13 protein-coding genes are annotated in these 14628 nt (G+C 72.4%); 5 read left to right on the top strand and 8 right to left on the bottom strand.

The features are described 5' to 3' along the window. Positions 1 to 50: 50 nt before the first annotated feature. Complete coding sequence (glnA, locus tag ACE3QY_RS07265) at positions 51 to 1472, bottom strand: type I glutamate--ammonia ligase (RefSeq protein WP_374455337.1); 1422 nt, start codon at positions 1470 to 1472, stop codon at positions 51 to 53. Between the two features lie 234 nt (positions 1473 to 1706). On the opposite strand from glnA, the gene ACE3QY_RS07260 reads away from it, so the two are divergent. The 3 genes from ACE3QY_RS07260 (at position 1707) to ACE3QY_RS07250 (ending at position 4437) form a co-directional block, all read left to right on the top strand. Then, the gene (locus ACE3QY_RS07260) at positions 1707 to 2477 is read left to right on the top strand and encodes a hypothetical protein (RefSeq protein ID WP_374455336.1); all 771 of its coding nucleotides are present in this window, start codon (positions 1707 to 1709) and stop codon (positions 2475 to 2477) included. A 17-nt stretch (positions 2478 to 2494) separates the two neighbouring features. Next, entirely contained in the window at positions 2495 to 2890 is a 396-nt protein-coding gene (locus ACE3QY_RS07255; RefSeq protein WP_374455335.1) for an RDD family protein, read from the top strand. 164 nt (positions 2891 to 3054) lie between these two features. Continuing rightward, positions 3055 to 4437, top strand: a complete 1383-nt coding sequence (locus tag ACE3QY_RS07250) for a vanadium-dependent haloperoxidase (RefSeq protein ID WP_374455334.1) — start codon at positions 3055 to 3057, stop codon at positions 4435 to 4437. A gap of 86 nt (positions 4438 to 4523) precedes the next feature. Here the strand turns inward: ACE3QY_RS07250 and ACE3QY_RS07245 are convergent, their stop codons facing one another. The 3 genes from ACE3QY_RS07245 to ACE3QY_RS07235 all read right to left on the bottom strand — a co-directional run bounded on the left by ACE3QY_RS07245 (position 4524) and on the right by ACE3QY_RS07235 (position 6856). Continuing rightward, positions 4524 to 5231, bottom strand: a complete 708-nt coding sequence (locus ACE3QY_RS07245; protein ID WP_374455333.1) for a DUF4191 domain-containing protein — start codon at positions 5229 to 5231, stop codon at positions 4524 to 4526. Positions 5232 to 5284: 53 nt separating this feature from the next. Next, the gene (gene lipA / locus ACE3QY_RS07240; protein ID WP_311291781.1) at positions 5285 to 6226 is read right to left on the bottom strand and encodes a lipoyl synthase; all 942 of its coding nucleotides are present in this window, start codon (positions 6224 to 6226) and stop codon (positions 5285 to 5287) included. Between the two features lie 63 nt (positions 6227 to 6289). After that, entirely contained in the window at positions 6290 to 6856 is a 567-nt protein-coding gene (locus ACE3QY_RS07235) for a DUF4188 domain-containing protein (RefSeq protein WP_374455332.1), read from the bottom strand. A 75-nt stretch (positions 6857 to 6931) separates the two neighbouring features. Here ACE3QY_RS07235 and ACE3QY_RS07230 point away from each other — a divergent pair, with 75 nt between their 5' ends. Then, a complete protein-coding gene (locus ACE3QY_RS07230) occupies positions 6932 to 7570 on the top strand; it encodes a MerR family transcriptional regulator (RefSeq protein ID WP_374455331.1) in 639 nt (212 codons plus the stop codon). Positions 7571 to 7595: 25 nt separating this feature from the next. Here the strand turns inward: ACE3QY_RS07230 and lipB are convergent, their stop codons facing one another. Then, positions 7596 to 8336 (bottom strand): lipoyl(octanoyl) transferase LipB, encoded by a 741-nt coding sequence (lipB, locus tag ACE3QY_RS07225; RefSeq protein ID WP_374455330.1) that lies wholly within the window; start codon positions 8334 to 8336, stop codon positions 7596 to 7598. Positions 8337 to 8420: 84 nt separating this feature from the next. Here lipB and ACE3QY_RS07220 point away from each other — a divergent pair, with 84 nt between their 5' ends. Continuing rightward, positions 8421 to 9005: a hypothetical protein gene (locus ACE3QY_RS07220; RefSeq protein ID WP_374455329.1), complete on the top strand. Its 585-nt coding sequence runs from the start codon at positions 8421 to 8423 to the stop codon at positions 9003 to 9005. Here ACE3QY_RS07220 and ACE3QY_RS07215 read toward each other — a convergent pair. The 3 genes from ACE3QY_RS07215 to sucB all read right to left on the bottom strand — a co-directional run. Next, on the bottom strand, positions 8951 to 9841 hold the full coding sequence (locus ACE3QY_RS07215) for a TIGR01777 family oxidoreductase (protein ID WP_374455328.1): 891 nt from the start codon (positions 9839 to 9841) through the stop codon (positions 8951 to 8953). The genes ACE3QY_RS07220 and ACE3QY_RS07215 overlap by 55 nt on opposite strands. A 58-nt stretch (positions 9842 to 9899) precedes the next feature. Then, positions 9900 to 13412 carry an ATP-binding cassette domain-containing protein gene (locus tag ACE3QY_RS07210; protein WP_374455327.1) on the bottom strand — a complete coding sequence of 1171 codons (3513 nt, stop codon included), beginning with the start codon at positions 13410 to 13412 and terminating at the stop codon, positions 9900 to 9902. A gap of 172 nt (positions 13413 to 13584) precedes the next feature. Then, positions 13585 to 14628, bottom strand: a 1044-nt coding sequence (gene sucB, locus ACE3QY_RS07205) for a 2-oxoglutarate dehydrogenase, E2 component, dihydrolipoamide succinyltransferase (protein WP_374455326.1), incomplete at its 5' end; no start/stop codon positions are given.

Raw genomic sequence — 14628 nt, 5'->3', positions numbered from 1 at the left:
TGGGGACGCCCCCGACCTGACGGGCAGGTCGGGGGCGTCCGCGGGGGTGCTCAGATGTCGTAGTAGAGCTCGAACTCGTGCGGGTGCGGGCGCAGCTGCACGGGCGCGATCTCCTGGGTGCGCTTGAAGTGGATCCACGTCTCGATCAGGTCGTCGGTGAAGACACCGCCGGCCGTGAGGTACTCGTGGTCCGCCTCGAGCGCGTCGAGCACGGCGTTGAGCGAGGTGGGCACCTGGTTGATCTCGGCCATCTCGTCCGGCGGCAGCTCGTAGATGTCCTTGTCGATCGGGGCCGCGGGCTCCGTCTTGTTCTGGACGCCGTCGAGGCCGGCGAGCATCAGCGCCGCGAAGGCGAGGTAGGGGTTCGCCGACGGGTCGGGGAAGCGGGTCTCGACGCGCTTGGCCTTGGGGTTCGCGCCCGTGATCGGGATGCGGACCGAGGCGGAGCGGTTACGCGAGGAGTAGACCAGCGAGATGGGGGCCTCGAAGCCGGGCACCAGGCGGTGGTAGGAGTTCACCGTCGGGTTGGTGAAGGCCAGCAGCGACGGGGCGTGCTCGAGGATGCCGCCGATGTACCAGCGGGCGGTGTCGGACAGGCCGGCGTAGCCGGTCTCGTCGAAGAACAGCGGCTCGCCGTCCTTCCACAGCGACTGGTGCACGTGCATGCCGGAGCCGTTGTCGCCGAAGATCGGCTTGGGCATGAAGGTGACCGACTTGCCCTGCTCCCACGCGGTGTTCTTGATGAGGTACTTGAACTTCATCACGTCGTCGGCGGCCTTGAGCAGCGTGTCGAAGCGGTAGTTGATCTCCGCCTGGCCGGCGGTGCCGACCTCGTGGTGGGCACGCTCGACGTGGAGGCCGCAGGCCTCGAGGTTCTTGACCATGTCGGCGCGCAGGTCGCTGTAGTGGTCGTAGGGCTCGACGGGGAAGTAGCCGCCCTTGAGGCGGGTCTTGTAGCCCTTGTTCTGGCCGTCGTCCTTGCCGGAGTTCCACCAGCCCTCGACGGAGTCGATGTGGTAGTAGCCCTCGTTGACGCCCGTGCTGTAGCGGACGTTGTCGAAGATGTAGAACTCGGCCTCGGGGGCGAAGTACGCCGTGTCGGCGATGCCGGTCGAGTCGAGGTACGCCAGCGCCTTGCGCGCGATGTTGCGCGGGTCGCGGCTGTAGGCCTCGCCGGTGATCGGGTCGTGGATGAAGAAGTTGACGTTCAACGTCTTGGAGCGGCGGAACGGGTCGACGTAGGCCGTCGTCGGGTCCGGGAAGAGCGACATGTCGGACTCGTTGATCGCCTGGAAGCCGCGGATCGAGGAGCCGTCGAAGCCGAGGCCGTCGTCGAAGACGCTCTGGTCGAACGAGGACGCCGGGACCGTGAAGTGCTGCATCACGCCGGGCAGGTCGCAGAAACGGACGTCGATCATCTCGACGCCCTCGTCCTTGATGAACTTCAGGAGCTCATCGGAGTTGTTGAACATTCGGTTCCTCCTTGACGGCGACCAGCGCGCACGTCGAGTTTGCAGCGTTCGGGAGCGGAGCCTCGTTGCACCGTGTCGCCCACGCTAGATCGGAGCAGTTTCCTGACCGTATCCCGATTGTTTCGGCCGTGTTACAGGTCGTCCGCGGGCTGGCGGGGGCGGACACGCCCCAGGGGTGCAAAATCCACCCCTTGGGTTACTCGCGCGAAACCCGGCGCGGATCTACGGTCAGTCATGACTCGGGCACGGACGCTGACGCTGTGGGGCATGGGAATCTCGGCGACTGTGGTCCTCGCCGCCTGCGGGGGTGGCGGCGAGGACGACCCCCAGGACTTGCCGGCCAGCGCGTCGTACGGCATCGAGACGCTCATTCCCGCGGTCGCGAAGGCCGTCGGGGGCGAGGACTACGTCCACCTCGGCATCGGCGACCACCGCGGACGCGCCGAAGTGCAGGTCGACCTCGCCTGGGCCGACGAGCCGGAGCTCCGCGCGCTCACCGGCGACGAGCCGGGGGAGTTCCTCGAGTTCCGCCGGGTCTCGGGGCGGATGTACGTCGGCGGGGAGGCGGCCGGCAACACGTGGACCTGGCTGCCCGACGACGACCCACGCGCGCTGGGGGAGGACGACGACTTCGACTCCGGCGCCGCGTCCGTCCTCCTCGCCCTCGACGTCCCCGGCGACTACGAGGCGCTCGTCGACGCCGTCGACAAGGTGGAGAACAAGGGCGAGGAGGAGATGGGCGGGGTCGCCGCCACCCACTACCTCGTCACCGTCGACTCGCAGGCGTGGCGCGGCGCGCTGGCGGAGCACTCGGTGCACCGGCAGTTCGAGGTCGAGGACGCGCTGCTGGTCGACATCTGGATCGACGAGTCCTCGCTCCCGGTGCGCCTGGAGTACTCCGGGACCGGCAACGACGACGCGCGGATCGACTACACCAGCTGGGGCACGCCGATCGCGGTCGTCGAGCCCGAGGACGCCGAGCCCGTGGGCAGCCGCTCGTCCTAGCCACCTACGCTGGGCGCGTGCCACAGCCCGACCCGACGTACGCCCCCGCCGACCTCACGCCCGCGACGTGGGGACGTCGCATCCTGGCGCTCGTCGTCGACTGGGTGACCTGCCTGGCCGTGGTGGAGGGCCTGGTCGCCGTGGGCCTCCTCGCCGGCAACCCCAACGGGCTCGGCACCCTGGGGCTCTTCGTCCTGGAGTCGGCGTTCTTCACCGCGCTGGCCGGTGGCTCCTTCGGCAAGCTGGTCGCCCGGGTCCGCGTGGTCCGGCAGGACGACCCCTCCCGGCCGGTGTCGCTGCTGCGTGCCGTCCTGCGCAGCGCGCTGGTCGCGCTGCTCGTGCCGCCGCTGCTCACCTTCGACGGACGCGGCCTGCACGACCTCGCCGCCGGCACGCGCACCGTCAGGGTCTAGTCCGGTCTGGTCCACTCCACGCGGGGATCAGCCTTTTACCGCGTCGGTTGGTCGCGGCCCGACGAGCCCGGGCGTAGCGTCGTGAGCTGGCCACGGGGGACCTTCTGGCTGTCGGAACTCGATGAGGAGGACCGATGACGACAACCTCGAACAGAAGCATTCGTGTGGCGCCCGCACTCCGAGCAGGACGGCTGACGGCAACGACAGCCGTCGCCGCGCTCCTCTCGCTGCTCGCGCTCATCGCTCTCGGCGGCGTCGCCGAGGCGACCGACGACGAGGGCTCGCACGACGCCCTCGCCCCGACCGTCACCACCGCACTGGGCTCGCACCCGCACGCGCACCCGACCGGGTCCACGCCGGGCGACGTGGTCGTCGCGTGGAGCCAGATCGTCTTCGACGCCGCGATGACGGACGACAACTACATCTCCTTCCTCGGCGTGCGGCACCAGGCGATGGTGCACATCGCCATGCACGACGCGCTCAACGCCATCCGGCCCAGGTACGAGCAGTACGCCTACTTCGGCCGGTCATACGGCTCCGACCCCGTGGCGGCCGCGGCTGCTGCGGCACACGACGTGCTCGTGGCGGTCTACCCCGCCCAGCAGGCGACGTTCGACGCGGACCTCGCGACCTGGCTGGCGACCGTCCCCGACGGCCCTGCGAAGACACGGGCCCTGGCCCTCGGGGCCGCATCGGCGGCGGCCATCGTCGCGCTCCGCCAGGACGACGGGACCGTCGTCGACCTGTTCAGCTCGACGTTCGTGCCGGGCACGGAGCCGGGCGACTACCAGTTCGTCCCGCCGTACCCGTTCACCTTCGCCGAGGACTTCCGCTACGCGACACCCTTCGGGCTCACGTCCCCGGAGCAGTTCCGGGTGCCGCCGCCCCCGTCGCTCCGGAGCCGCACCTACGCCCGCGCGTACGACGAGGTGAAGTCGGTCGGCGTGCTCGGCAGCACGACCCGCACCGCTGACCAGACCAGCTACGCGAGCTGGTGGTACGAGTCGTCGGAGATCGGGTGGGCCCGGATCGCCCGCGTGACCGCGACGAGCGAGGAGCTCGAGCTGTGGCGGGCGGCGCGGATGTTCGCACTGGAGAGCATGGCGCTGTACGACAGCTACGTCGCAGGGTGGGACTCCAAGTTCCACTGGGACTTCTGGCGGCCCTACACCGCGATCCGCGCCGGTGACACCGACGGCAACCGCCGCACGGTCGCCGACCCCGCCTGGCTGAGCCACCTGGAGACCCCGCCGGTGCAGGACTACCCGTCGACGCACAGCGTGCTGGGTGCCGGGGCGGCCGAGGTGCTGAAGCGGGCCTACGGGACCGACCACGTGCCGTTCTCGATGGACTCGACCACGGCCCTGCCGACGGATCCGATCCGCTCGTTCGAGACCTTCACCCAGGCGGCGGACGAGAACGCCGACTCGCGGGTGCGGGCCGGCATCCACTTCCGCTTCTCGACCGAGATGGGCAAGGCGCTCGGCCGCAAGGTCGGCGCCTACATCGTGAAGAACCACCTCCGGCCCCTGCGCCACGGGCACTGAGGCCGGTCACGTCCAGCGGGGCCGACGCGCCCCGCTGGACCCTCACGGCGGGACGCGGAGGTCCGGGGACCTCGGGGGGAGTGGGGTCAGCGACCTCGCTGCTGCGAGCGCATGCCCTTCATCGAGGTCGGGACCGGGCCCTTGGGGAGCGGCAGCTTGCCGCGCTGGGCGTCGAGCGCCTTGAGGCGCTGGAGGATGTCGGTCATCTCGGCCGGCTTCACGGAGCGGCCGAGCTTCTGCACGTGGCGCACCAGCTTGGGCAGCGGGACCTCGCCCTCGCCGCGCCCGGCGACGATCTCGTGGATCGGCACCTCGTAGGCGACGCGCTCGTGCTTCTTGCGCTCGGTGGCGAGCAGCTGCTTCACGCGGCTGGGGCTCGAGCCCTCCCCGACCAGCACGATGCCCGGCGGACCGACCACGCGATGGACGACGTCCTGCTGCTTGGTGAAGCCGACGACCGGGTCGACCTTCCAGCCGCGACGGAGCATCTGCAGCGCACCGGCGGCCGCGGCGGGCTGGCCCTCCATCTGCTGGTACGCCGCCCGCTGGGCGCGGCGGCCGAAGACCAGCAGCGCGCACAGCATGCCGATGAGCAGCGCGCCGATGATCGAGATCACCAGCGACAGGACGCCCGAGCCGGGGAGCAGCCACATCAGCCCGAAGCCGACGGCGGCGCCGAGCACGAAGACACCCAGGATGATCAGGCCCAGGTGCCGGTCGGTGCGCTTGGCCATCTGGTAGGTCTGCATGATCTGCGCGCGGCGCGACGTCGGCGTGGTGGCGGGGGTCGACATGAGTGGGCCTGTTCCAGCTAGTTGTGGCGAGGTGTGGTGGTGGGGATCGTGCGTCAGACGGCGGCTGCGGCGCGCGCGTCCATGGCCTGACCGTACAACCGGCCGGCGCGGTAGGACGAGCGGACCAGCGGGCCCGAGAGCGCCCCGGCGAAGCCGATCTCGTCCGCCTCGGCCTTGAGCTCGACGAACTCCTCCGGCTTGACCCAGCGCTCGACGGGGTGGTGCCGCGGCGAGGGGCGGAGGTACTGGGTGATGGTGATCAGCTCGCACCCGGCCTCGTGCAGGTCGCGCAGCGCCTGGCTGACCTCCTCGCGGGTCTCGCCCATCCCGAGGATCAGGTTCGACTTGGTGACCAGGCCGAAGTCGCGGGCCTGGGTGATCACGTCGAGCGAGCGGTCGTAGCGGAACGCCGGACGGATCCGCTTGAAGATCCGCGGCACCGTCTCGACGTTGTGGGCGAGGACCTCGGGCCGGCTCTCGAAGACCTCCTGGAGGAGGTCGGGCTTGCCGTTGAAGTCGGGGATCAGGTTCTCGACACCGGTGTCGGGGTTGAGCTCGTGGATCGCGCGGACCGTCTCGGCGTAGAGCCAGGCGCCGCCGTCGGGCAGGTCGTCGCGGGCGACGCCGGTGATGGTGGCGTACTTGAGCTGCATCTTCTGCACCGACTCGGCCACCCGGCGGGGCTCGTCGCGGTCGAGGGGCTGCGGCTTGCCGGTGTCGATCTGGCAGAAGTCGCAGCGGCGCGTGCACTGGTCGCCGCCGATGAGGAAGGTGGCCTCGCGGTCCTCCCAGCACTCGAAGATGTTGGGGCAGCCGGCCTCCTGGCAGACCGTGTGGAGGCCCTCGGACTTCACGAGGTTCTGCAGGGAGGTGTACTCGGGACCCATCTTCGCGCGGGTCTTGATCCACTCCGGCTTGCGTTCGATCGGGGTCTCGGCGTTGCGCACCTCGAGTCGGAGAAGCTTGCGTCCTTCAGGGGCGGGAGCGGTCGTCACCCCGCCACTCTACGACCCGGCGCCGAGCGTCCCCAATCAGCCTCGGGTCAGCTTCCGTCCGCCTCAGGCGGGAGCCTCGACGTAGTCCGGCTGGGTGCTGTCCATCCGCTGGTGGGCACTCGTCAGGCTGCCCCGTCCGCGCTCGAGGGAGCCGACGGCCTGCGCCAGCCCGAAGGCGGGCATGTTGCCGTAGAGCGACTCGATCCGGTCGCTGGGCACGACGTAGGTCTCGTGGAAGATGCCGACGTCTCCGGTGGCGGCGGCCTGCTTGTTGAAGGCTCCCCAGGCGGGGGCGTGCGACATCGAGGCGTCGCGTGCGTAGGCGCCGAGCTCCTCGGCGCTGCGCCAGTACTGGACGGTGAGGAACACGCGCCCGGCCCAGAAGGTGTGCACGCCGAGCAGGCCGCGATCGGCCTTCGCGAGCTCGCGCAGCATCTTCGGCATCCCGACGAACGCCGGCCACCAGCTGCGGACCCTGCGCAGCCGGTTGATGCGCATCCCGATGATGAAGACGACGACGTCGCCGGTCGGCGGGTCGGCGACGTACTGCCCGTCGCGCACGCCCTTGGGCGCACGTCCGTGGGCGGAGGCGTAGGCGCGGGGGACACGCCGGGTGGCGGAATCGGCCATGGCAGGCTCCTTGGATAGTTATACTGTCGTCTACGACAGTGGCACTATCTACACGACAGGTCAAGGGGTGAGCCAGTGCGGATCTCCGAGCTCTCGGAGCAGACCGGGGTGCCGGTGCCGACCATCAAGTACTACCTGCGCGAGGGGCTGCTGCCCGAGGGGGACAAGCGCACCCCGAGGCTGACGGAGTACGACGACCGGCACGTCCGGCGGCTCGGGCTGCTGCGGATCCTGCGCGAGGTGGGCGACGTCCCGGTCGAGGGGCTCAAGCGCCTGGTGGCCGCGGCGGAGACGCGGGGGACCGTGCACGACCTCTTCGCGGTGGCCGCCGACGCGCTCGTCCCGATCCCGCCGCCGCCCGGGCCTGGGCGTGAGCAGACGCGCGCGATGGCCGACGCGATCATCGCGCAAGCAGGCTGGGACAAGGTCCGCGCCGAGTCGCCCGACCGCGACAACCTCGCCGCCACGCTGGAGCTCGTGGGCAGCTTCGACACCCATCCGCGCGACCCCTCCGAGATCGCGCCCTACGTCGCCATGGCCGACCAGCTCGCGCGGCAGGAGATCGCCCACCTCGACGACCGCAAGGACCGCGTCGGGCTGCTCGAGGAGATGATCGTGGGCCAGGTCGTCTTCGCGACCGTGCTCACCACGCTCCGGCGGCTCGCCGAGGAGCACCACTCCCACGCGCGGTTCGGCGAGGACCGGCGGGACTGACGCCGGCCCGGGAGCCTCAGTCGCCTCAGGCGCCGGGGCGCACCAGCTCGATGCGGGGCGCGCGACCCGGCTCGGGCCGCGCCTCGTAGTCGGGCGTCGCGTCGTAGGGCTCCCAGGCGAGGTACGCCGCCAGGTGGCGTCGCACGCTCGGCAGCACGTCGGCCACGGTGACGTCGCGGCCCAGCTCCTCGGTCAGCGAGGTCACCCCGGCGTCGGCGATGCCGCACGGGACGAACCGGTCGTACCAGCCGAGGTCGACGTCGCAGTTCAGGGCGAAGCCGTGCATGGTCACGCCGCGGCTGACCCGGATGCCGATCGCGGCGATCTTGCGCTCGGGCCCGCGCGCGTCGGCGCGCAGCCACACGCCGCTGCGGCCCGGCACGCGTGCCGTGGTCACGCCGAGGTCGGCGCAGACCGCGATGAGTGCCTCCTCGACCCGGCGGACGTAGTCGACGACCTTGACGTGGTCGGGCAGCGCCACGATGGGGTAGCCGACGAGCTGGCCGGGGCCGTGGAAGGTGATCTTGCCGCCCCGGTCGACGTCGATGACGTCGGCGCCGCCCGGGTCCAGGGGTCGCTCGTGCGGGTCGGTGCGCTTGCCGGCGGTGAAGACGGGCGGGTGCTCGAGCAGCAGCACGGTGTCGGGCCGGGTGCCGGCCACGACCTCCTCGTGGACGTGCCGCTGGGCGTCCCAGGCGGCGAGGTAGTCGACGGCGGCGTCGCCGAGACCGGCGACCTCGAACTCCAGCTCGTGCTCCAGCGGCATGCCTCGACCCTACGCCCACGCCGGACGGCCGCTGCCTGTGGATGGGCGCTGACGCAGTCGCCCGGGATCGGGGAGGGTGGCGGGGTGGATCCCCGACGACTCCTCCCCGTCCTGGTCGCGGTCGCCGCTGCGTCCGTGGTGGCCACCGTGGCGACCGGCCTGGTGGTCGCGGTGGTGCGTCCGGACGGAGCGCCGGCCCCAGCGCGGCAGGAAACCGTGGCGGCGCCATGGGCCCGGTCCGGCCCGGGCGCGGTCCTGGCGCGCTGGGACGAGCGACGGGCCGACGCCTGGGCGTCCGGGGACGTCGAGGCGCTCCGCAGCCTCTATGCCGTCGGCTCCCGCACCGGCGAGCGCGACCTCGTGCTGCTGCGCCACTATGTCGCTCGCGGCCTGCGGGTGGAGGGTCTCGTCACCCAGGTGCTCGCGCTCGACGTGGTGGCGCGGTCACCGCGTCGGCTCGTGCTCGACGTGACCGACCGGGTGGTCGGCGGGGCGGCGGTGGGCGGTCCGACGCCGGTCGCCCTGCCGGCCGACCGGGCCTCGACACGTCGGGTCGTGCTGGTCAGGACGGGGGAGGGGTGGCTGGTCGCCGAGGCGCGGAACGTGCCGCCGGCTCAGGCCAGCGCGGACGCCAGCACCTCGCGCACGTCCTCGTCCTCGAAGTCGTAGCCCGCGCGCTCCAGCGCGGCGGGGCGGGCGTTGACCGAGCCGAGCAGCTCGGAGGCCAGGTCGCCGGCCGCGACCTTGAGCACCGGGGCAGGTGCGGCGAGGAAGGCCTTGCGTCCGACGGCCTTGGCCAACGCCCGGGTGAACTCGGCGTTGGTCGGCGTCGTGGGGCAGCACAGGTTGAAGGCGCCGCTGACGTCTCGCGACTCCAGGAGGTAGCTCACCGCGCCGATCCAGTCGCGCAGCGAGATCATCGGGAAGTACTGGTCGCCGGACCCCAGGCGGGCACCCAGCCCCGCCTTGAACAGCAACCGCAGCTGCTTGAGCGGCGGCGACGTGCGGTCCATCACCGGCGCGGTGCGCAGGATGCAGACCCGCGCCCCGGCCTCGCGGGCCGTGTCGGTCGCGGCGGCCCACTCGCGGGTGACCCGGGTGAGGAAGGAGTCGCCCAGGCTCTCGGAGTCCTCGGTGACCGGGGCGTTGCCGTGGTCGCCGTACCACCCGATGCCGTTGCCGGCGATGAACGCCGGGGGCCGGTCGGCGGACGCGATGGTGTCGGCGAGCAGGGCGGTGGTCGCCACGCGGCTCTCGCGCACCTCCTCGGCCCACCTGCGCGCGTGCGGGTTGCCCGCGATGCTCGCGCCCGCGAGGTTGACGACGGCGTCGGCCTGGCCGACCACCGCGGTGTCGATGCGGCCGGTCGGCGGGTCCCACCGCGACTCCTGGGCGGACGCCGGCTCGCGGCGCACGAGGGCGGTGACCTCGTGGCCGTGCACCCGCAGGTGCTCGGTCAGGTGGGTGCCGAGGAAGCCCGACGCTCCGGCGATCACGACGCGCATGCGACCACCCAACCATGCGGGCCAAGCCGTCCGGCACGGAACCGGACGAGCCCACGCGTCAGCCGGCCAGGTGGCCCCACCGCAGTGACAGCTCGTGCCACGGACCCTGGTCGACGACCCGGCCCGAGTCGAGCACGACCACGCGGTCGGCCTGCGCGAGCGCGGCGGCCTTGCTGGTCGCGCCGATCACCGTGACGCCGCGCGAGCGCAGCGCCTGCCACAGCTCGATCTCGGTGGCGGCGTCGAGCGCGGACGAGACGTCGTCGGCGAGCAGCACGTCGGCCTCCGTCGCGAGGGCCCGGGCCAGCGCGAGCCGCTGCACCTGACCACCGGAGAGGCGTACGCCGCGGTGCCCGACCAAGGCCTCGGGCCCGCCGGCCTCGCCGACGTCGCGGCCCATCCGTGCGGCCTCGAGCGACGGCATGACCGGGCGCGTCGGGTGGTCGAGCCCGACGTTGCCGGTGAAGCTGCCCGAGAGCACGCGGGGGACCTGCGCGACGTGGGCCACGCGGGCCGGGCGCAGCTCGGCCTGCGGGTCGTCGACCGGGCGGTCGTTCCACCGGATCTCGCCGGTGGTGCTGACCAGGCCGGCAAGGGCGCCGAGGAGGCTGGACTTGCCGGACCCGACCTGGCCGAGCAGGAGCACCAGCTCGCCGGCCCGGATGTCGAGGTCGACGTGCTGGACGCCCAGGGTGCCGTCGTCGTGCACGGCGGCGAGGTCGCGCAGGGCGAGGGTGCGCAGCGGTTCGGGCTCGGGGCGTGCGGGCGCCGCGGCGGTGCCCGAGACGAGGTCCATGCCTCCGGGCAGCTCCATCAGGTCGCCGCCACCGGCCAGCGAGCTGGTGGCCTGCATCCAGGCACGGGTGCCGGGCGCCTCGGTGACGACCGCGCCGGCGACCCGGCCGAACCAGTCGAAGCCGCTCACGGCGTTGGCGACGAGGAGCGCCGTGGCCAGCTCCCAACGGCCGGCGAGGAGGCCGCCCCAGGCCGCAACAACGCCGCACTGGACCATCACGACCGGGACGCCGTCGAGCAGCGACTGCACGCGGTGCTCGCGCACCGCCGCGTCGACGCGCCCGCCGTCGACCTCGTGGAGGTGGCGGTGGAGGTGCGGCGTCGCCGCGGCGAGCTTGACCGTGCGGATGGACTCGAGCGTGGAGACCAGGGCCTGGCCGAACCGTGCACGGGCGGCCGACGACGCGGCCGCCGAACGACCCGCGACCCGACGACCGAGGGAGGAGGCGAGGGCCGAGGCGATCATCACGGCGAGGAGCACGGCACCGGCCAGCCAGGTGCCGGCGATGAGCGCGGTGAGCGACGCGACGAGCAGGCCGTTGACGAAGTCGACCCAGCGGTCGGTGTAGCGCGCGATCCGGTCGGCATCCATCGCGCGGGCGACCACCTCGCCCGGAGGCGTGCGGACCAGGCGCCGCTGGTCGGTCTGGCCGGCGAGCACTGCGGCGCGCACGCGCATCAGCACCTCGACCCACCAGTGCGGGTAGGTCCAGAAGGCCTGCGACAGCAGCAGCGGACCGACCATCAGGGACGCGACCAGCGCCACCGCCATCAGGCCGGGTGTCTCGCCGCGCTGGAGCCCGGTGACCACGTGGCCCCACACGAAGCCGGTGACCGCACCGTAGGCGCCGGTGACCGACGCGACCAGGAACAGCGCCGCACCGAAGAGGCCCCACTCGGGCTTGAGCCGGATGCAGTGCCACACCTGCCGCATCAGGCCGAGCGGCGGGTCGACGTGCGGCGGCGCAGGAGGGGTGGTGCTGCGGCGGACCGTGCCGATCGCGGCGTCGGCGTGGTGCTCCTCGACGGCGACCTCGTGGGCGGCCGCCTCGAGGAGGCGGCGGAACGGGCCGTCGGTCGCGGCGAGGTGGGCGCGGGCGCCCTGCTGCACGACGCGGCCGGACTCGAGCACGGCCACCTGCTCGGCACGCTCGGTGGTGGACAGCCGGTGGGCCACCAGGATGCCGGTGCGGCCGCGGATCAGGCGATCGGCGGCGCGCACCACGCGCGCCTCGGTGACCGGGTCCATCCGGGCGGTGGCCTCGTCGAGCACGACCACGCTCACGTCGCGCACCAGCAGGCGGGCGAACGCGACGAGCTGCTCCTCGCCGGCCGACAGGCTGGTGCCGCCCGGGCCCAGCAGCGTGTCGAGGCCCTCGGGCAGGCCGGCCACCCAGTCGGTCAGGCCGAGCTCCAGGACGGCTGCCTCGACCTGGCTGCGCGGGGCGTCGCCGAAGAGCGTGATGTTGTCGGCCAGGCTGCCGGCCAGCACCTCGGTGCGCTGGGTCACGACGCCGACGGCCGCCCGCAGCTGCTGGAGGTCGAGGTCGCAGACGTCGGTGCCACCGAGGAAGACGGTGCCGCGCGGCGGCTCGACCGCGCGGGACAGGAGCGAGGCGAGCGTCGACTTGCCCGAGCCGGTGCGCCCGACCAGGGCGCAGGTGTGGCCCGCGGGGACCGTGAGCTCGACGTCACGCAGGGCGAAGGTGCCGGTGCCGTAGGAGAAGGCGAGGTGGCGGAACTCCACGTCGAGCGGGCCGTGGGGCAGCGAGGCGCCGCCGACCGGCTCGGCCGGGACGGCCAGCATGCTGCGCAGCCGCAGCACGGCGCCCATGCCCTCCTGGAGGTCGGGCAGGTGGCGCGCGAGCATGTCGACCTGGCCGACGAACATCGTGGTGACCAGGAACAGCGTGACGAGGCGGGCCGTCGACAGGTCGCCGTGGAGGACCAGCGCGATCCCGATCAGGCCGGTGCCGGCGAGGACGGCGTGGAGCAGCGCGCCACTGCGGCGGGTGATGCTCACCTCGACGGCCAGCACCCTGCGGAGGCGCCGGTGGATCTCGGCGGCCAGCTCGGCGTTGCGCCGCAGCACGTGCGGCTGGCCGAGGGAGGTGCGGATGTCGTCGCGCGCGGCGATGCCCTCCTCGGTCGAGGCGGCGTGGTCGGTCCACGCGGCCTCCTCCAGCACCTTGCGCTGGGCGATCTGGGGGAGCAGCCGCCGGATGAAGAGCCAGACGGTGACACCGCAGAGCGGGAACAGGAATGCCGCGGGCCACCACGTCAGGCTCGCGACGAGCCAGAGCGGACCGGTGGAGAGGACCGTGCGGATCGCCATCCACACGCCCCACCGCATCAGCTGGCCGACCTCCCAGGTGTCGTCGTCGATGCGGTCGAGCACCTCGCCGACGGCCTGCTCCGAGAGCTCGGACAGCGGCTGGGCCATGGCCGCGTCGATGAGGTCGGCGCGCAGCTGGCCCTCGGCGCGGTCGACGACGACGCCCCAGATGGTGCGCGCCGCGGTGTCGACGACGGCACCGCCGACGACGCACAGCGCCAGGGTGGTCACCAGCGCGGAGGTCGGGGCGTCGGCCAGTCGACCGGCCACCACGGTGCCCAGGGACGACGCGACGGCGCCGACGAGCGCCAGCCCCAGGCAGAAGATCGACATCGGGCGACGGACGCGGTGCCAGTCGACCGGCACCCGTCCGGGAGGCGGTGCGGGTGACGGATCGAGGTGTGCCGCGGAGGTGTGCGCGGTGAGGTCAGTGGCAGTCACGGTGCGCACCACGGTAGACGTCGGGTACGACACCGCGCCTCCGCTTTTCAGTGGCGTCGGCCACCTCGCCGGGCCTCGTACTTCCCTTCGTCGAGGCCCTCATCCAGACGCTCGGAACGTCATACGACCCCGCACCCATGGGTGCGGGGTCGTATGACGGACGTGCGGAGGCTCAGACCTCGAACTGGCCAGCCTCGAGGCGCTTCTTGACCTCCTGGAGGAACCGGCCGGCGTCGGCGCCGTCGACCAGGCGGTGGTCGTAGGTCAGCGACAGGTAGACCATGTGGCGCACCGCGATGGTCTCGCCCAGGTTGGGGTCGTCGATCACGACGGGACGCTTGACCACGGCGCCGGGGCCGAGGATCGCCACCTGCGGCTTGTTGATGATCGGGGTGTCGAAGAGCGCCCCGAAGCTGCCGAGGTTGGTGATGGTGAAGGTGCCGCCGGAGAGCTCGTCGGGCGTCACCTTGTTGGTGCGCGTGCGCCCGGCGACGTCGGCGATCTTCTTGGCCAGGCCGGCGATCGACAGGTCACCGGCCTCCTTGACGACCGGCGTCAGCAGTCCCTTCTCGGTGTCCACCGCGAACGCGATGTTCTCGCGGTCGAAGTAGGTCACCTCGCCCTTCTCGGGGTCGATCGCCGCGTTGAGCTTCGGGTGGACCTTCAGCGCGTCGATGGCGGCCTTGGCGAAGAACGGCAGGTAGGTCAGCTTCACGCCCTCCCGTGCCAGGAAGTCGGCCTTGGCGGACTCCCGCAGGCGGGCGATCGCGGTGACGTCGACCTCCATGACCTGCGTCAGCTGGGCGGCCTCCTGCAGCGACTCCACCATGCGCGTGGCGATCACCTTGCGCAGGCGCGAGAGCGGCTCGGTGGTGCCACGCAGCGGCGACGGGGACGCCGAGGTGGGAGCGGTGGCAGCCGGGGGAGCACCCGCGGCGGCCGGGGCAGCAGGCGCAGCAGCCGGGGCGGCGGCCTGCTGGGCCGCGGCAGCGGCGTCGAGCACGTCCTGCTTGCGGATGCGACCGCCGACGCCGGTGCCCTGCACCGAGCCGAGGTCCACACCGTGCTGGTCGGCCATCTTGCGCACCAGCGGCGTGACGTACGCCGTCTGGTCGCGGCCGCCCTCGCTCGCGGCCGGGGCGGCGGGCTGGGCGGGGGCCGCGGGAGCCTGCGGGCTCGGCGCGGGCGCCTCCTGCTTCGGCGCCTCCTGGGCGGG

The organism is Nocardioides sp. (assembly GCF_041913365.1).
Lineage (GTDB): Bacteria > Actinomycetota > Actinomycetes > Propionibacteriales > Nocardioidaceae > Nocardioides.
The sequence above is the reverse complement of the archived record's forward strand: the minus strand, read 5'-3'. Positions and strand labels throughout refer to the sequence as shown.

Bases quoted from the DNA above. Each gene is read 5' to 3' on its own strand.
- ACE3QY_RS07245 (WP_374455333.1), bottom strand. From the start codon at position 5,231: ATGTCGACCCCCGCCACCACGCCGACGTCGCGCCGCGCGCAGATCATG.
- ACE3QY_RS07260 (WP_374455336.1), top strand. From the start codon at position 1,707: ATGACTCGGGCACGGACGCTGACGCTGTGGGGCATGGGAATCTCGGCG.
- ACE3QY_RS07235 (WP_374455332.1), bottom strand. From the start codon at position 6,856: ATGGCCGATTCCGCCACCCGGCGTGTCCCCCGCGCCTACGCCTCCGCC.
- glnA (WP_374455337.1), bottom strand. From the start codon at position 1,472: ATGTTCAACAACTCCGATGAGCTCCTGAAGTTCATCAAGGACGAGGGC.
- ACE3QY_RS07215 (WP_374455328.1), bottom strand. From the start codon at position 9,841: ATGCGCGTCGTGATCGCCGGAGCGTCGGGCTTCCTCGGCACCCACCTG.
- lipB (WP_374455330.1), bottom strand. From the start codon at position 8,336: ATGCCGCTGGAGCACGAGCTGGAGTTCGAGGTCGCCGGTCTCGGCGAC.